At 76.9% G+C, this 3932-nt stretch carries 1 protein-coding gene; it reads left to right on the top strand.

The genetic code is table 11. The features are described 5' to 3' along the window. Positions 1-3932, top strand: a 3932-nt coding sequence (locus tag ACZ4W9_RS40170; protein ID WP_467944198.1) for an SDR family NAD(P)-dependent oxidoreductase, incomplete at both ends; no start/stop codon positions are given.

Genomic DNA, 3932 nt, shown 5'->3' with positions numbered 1-3932 from the left:
ATCCACACCCTGAACGAGGCCGGCACCACCACCTACCTCGAACTCGGCCCCGACGCCGCCCTCACCCCCATGACCACCCAAACCCTCGAAGACGGTCACGCCCTCGTCACCCCCGCCCTACGACGCAACCAGAACGAGACCCACACCACCGCCCTGGCCCTCGCCGGCCTCCACACCCACGGCGTCACCGTGGACTGGCGTGCGTTCTTCGGCGTGGCGGAGGGTCACGGAGCGGTGGAGCTGCCGACGTACGCCTTCCAGCGGGAGCGCTACTGGCTCGACGGGTCCGGCCGCGCCGACGCGCCCCGGGGCGGGCGGGACGCGGAGCCCGACGAGTCCGGGTTCTGGGACGCCGTGGAGAGCGGCGACCTGGACGCGCTGGGCGCGACGCTCGGCAGCGACGACAGCGCCTCGCTGGGCGCGGCGCTGCCGATCCTCGCGGACTGGCGGCGCGGCGAACGACTGCGCACCACCCTGGACGCGTGGACGTACCGCGTCACCTGGAAGCGGCTCGCCGGGGCCCCCGAGGCGGCCCCGGGCGGCACCTGGCTCGCCGTGGTGCCGGCCGGCGCCGCGACCGGTCCGTGCGCGGCGATCCTCGACGGACTGCGGGCGCAGGGAGCCGAGTTCACGGTGTACGAGGCCGGGACCGACCCGGAGGCGTACGGCCCGGCGCTGCGGGCGGCGCTGGAGGACGCGGGCGGCGTCGGCGGAGTGCTGTCGCTGCTCGCCCTCGACACCCGCCCGCATCCGGAGCACCCCGCGGTGACGCGCGGGCTGGCCGCGCTGGCGCTGCTGCTGCCCGCGCTGGCCGAGAGCGGCACCGGGGCCCGGGTGTGGTCGCTGACCCAGGGCGCGGTGACCGGCTCCCCCGACGGCGTCGTGGAGGATCCCGCGCAGGCCCTCGTGTGGGGCTTCGGGGTGGCCGCGGCGCTGGAGTTCCCGGGGCTGTGGGGCGGCCTGGTCGACGTGCCGGGTGCCGGCGGCCTGGACCGGCGGGCGCTGCGGCGGCTGGCCGGGGTGCTGGGCGGCGCACGGGACGAGGACCAGGTGGCGGTGCGGGCCGCCGGGGTCTTCGCCCGCCGGCTGACACGGGCCCCGCAGCGCGGGGCGGCCACCGACTGGGCGCCGCGCGGCACGGTCCTGATCACGGGCGGCACCGGCGGTGTCGGCGCGCGGATCGCCCGCCGGCTGGCCCGCGCGGGCGCCGGGCACCTGGTGCTGAGCAGCCGGCGCGGCCCGGCCGCCGAGGGCGTCGCCGAACTGGTCGCGGACATCGAGGAGTCGGGCGCCGGGGTGACGGTCGTGGCCTGCGACACGACGGACCGTGCCTCGGTGGCCGCCCTGCTGGACGCCGTGCCCGGGGACCGGCCGCTGACGGCGGTGGTGCACGCGGCGGGCGCCGGCCAGTTCACGTCGGTGGCGGACACCGGCGTGCCGGAGATGGACCGGATCCTCGCCGGGAAGGTGCTGGGCGCCGCCCATCTGGACGAACTCCTCGGCGACCAGCCGCTGGACGCGTTCGTGCTGATCTCGTCGAGCGCCGGGGTGTGGGGCGGCGGCGGGCAGAGTTCGTACGCGGCGGCCAACGCCTACCTGGACGCGCTCGCCGAGCGGCGCCGTGCCCTGGGCCGGCCCGCGACCTCCGTGGCCTGGGGCTCGTGGGGCGGGGCCGGCATGGGCGCCACCGACGGGGCGGCCGAGCGGATGCGCCGGCTGGGCGTGCCGCCCATGGACCCGGAGTCGGCCGCGGCGGCGCTGCTGCGCGCGGTCGGCCGGGACGAGCCGACGCTCGTCGTCGCGGACGTGGAGTGGTCCCGGTTCGCGCCCGGCTTCACCGCGGCCCGGCCCAGCGCCCTGATCGGGGAGCTGCCGGAGGTGGCCGAGGCGCTGCGCGAGGACCCGCCGCCCGCCGCGGCCGAGGGCGCCGGCGGCTCGTTCGCCCGGCGGGTGGCCGCCCTCCCGGAGGGCGAGCGCACCGGATTCGTGCTGACGGCGGTGTGCGAGGCGGCGGCGGCCGTCCTCGGGCACGCCTCGGGCACCGCGATCGCCGCCGACCGCTCCTTCAAGGAACTGGGCTTCGACTCGATGACCGCCGTGGAGCTGCGCAACCGGCTGGGCGCGGTCACCGGAGTCCGGCTGTCGGCGACGCTGGCGTTCGACCACCCCACCCCGCAGCGGCTCGCCGCGCATCTGCTGACCGAGCTGACGGGCGGCACGGACGCGGCGGCGGCACCGGTGGCGGCGGCACGGGCCGCACTGGAGGACGACCCGATCGTGGTCGTGTCGATGGCCGGACGCTTCCCCGGCGGCCTGGACTCGCCGGAGGAGTTGTGGCGCTTGCTCGCCGAGGGCCGTGACGCGATCTCCGACTTCCCCGCCGACCGGGGCTGGGACATCGAGGGACTGTACGACCCGGAGCCGGGCACCCCGGGCCGGACGTACTCGGTCAAGGGCGGCTTCCTGCGCGGCGCCGACCGGTTCGACGCGGCCTTCTTCGGGATCTCGCCGCGCGAGGCGCTGGCCATGGACCCGCAGCAGCGGGTGATCCTGGAGACCGCCTGGGAAGCGTTCGAGCGGGGCGGCATCGATGTGCACGCGCTGCGCGGCAGCCGGACCGGCGTGTTCGTCGGCGCCTTCCACACCGGGTACGCGGTCGGCGCGGACCACGAGGAGATCGAGGGCTACACCGCGACCGGCAACCAGCCGAGCGTGCTGTCGGGCCGGGTGGCGTACACCTTCGGTTTCGAGGGCCCGGCGGTCACCGTGGACACCGCCTGCTCGTCGTCGCTGGTCGCGCTGCACCTAGCGGCGAAGGCGGTACGGGACGGCGAGTGCGAGCTGGCGCTCGCGGGCGGGGTGACGATCCTCGCCACCCCGGACGGCTTCGTGGAGTTCTCCCGGCAGCGCGGGCTGGCCGCCGACGGCCGCTGCAAGGCGTTCGCGGCGGCGGCCGACGGCACCGGCTGGTCGGAGGCGGCGGGCCTGCTGCTCGTGGAGCGGCTGTCGGACGCCCGGCGCAACGGGCACCAGGTTCTCGCGGTGCTGCGCGGCTCGGCCGTCAACCAGGACGGCGCCTCCAACGGGCTCACCGCCCCCAACGGCCCGGCCCAGCAGCGGGTCGTCCGCCAGGCCCTCGCCGACGCCAACCTCTCCCCCGCCGACGTGGACCTGGTCGAGGCGCACGGCACGGGCACCCGGCTCGGCGACCCGATCGAGGCGCAGGCCCTCATCGCCACCTACGGCCAGGACCGCGCGGAGCCGGTGTGGCTGGGCTCCTCCAAGTCCAACATCGGCCACTCCCAGGCAGCGGCCGGCGTCACCGGCATCATCAAGGTGATCATGGCGATGCGGCACGGTGTCATGCCGAAGACGCTGCACATCGACGCGCCGACGCCGCACGTGGACTGGTCGGCGGGCGCGGTGGAGCTGCTGACGGAGGCCCGCCCCTGGCCGGAGACCGGCCGCCCGCGCCGGGCCGCCGTGTCCTCCTTCGGCGTCAGCGGCACCAACGCCCACGTCATCATCGAGCAGCCGCCCGCCGAGGACGGAGCGGAACCGGTCACCGACGCGCCCGAACTCCCGGTGCTCGACTGGCAGTTGTCGGCCCGCACCCCGCAGGCGCTGCGGGCGCAGGCGGAGCGACTGCTCGCCTTCGTCCGGGAGCCGGACGCCCCCGGCGCCCGGGACATCGCCCTGGCACTGGCCCGGCGTCCCGCGCTGGAGCAGCGCGCGGTGGTCGTGGGCGCGGACCGCGAGGCCTTGGTGTCGGGCCTGGCCGCCCTCGCGGCGGGCACCCCGGCGCCCGGCACGGTGACCGGTACGGAGGGCCACCGCAAGCTGGCCGTGCTGTTCACGGGGCAGGGTGCCCAGCGGGCCGGGATGGGCCGCGAACTGTACGACGCCTTCCCGGTGTTCGCCCAGGCCTACGA

It is taken from the genome of Streptomyces sp. NPDC029296 (assembly GCF_055569255.1).
Note: the sequence above shows the minus strand (reverse complement) of the source record. Positions and strands in the feature narration are given on the sequence as shown.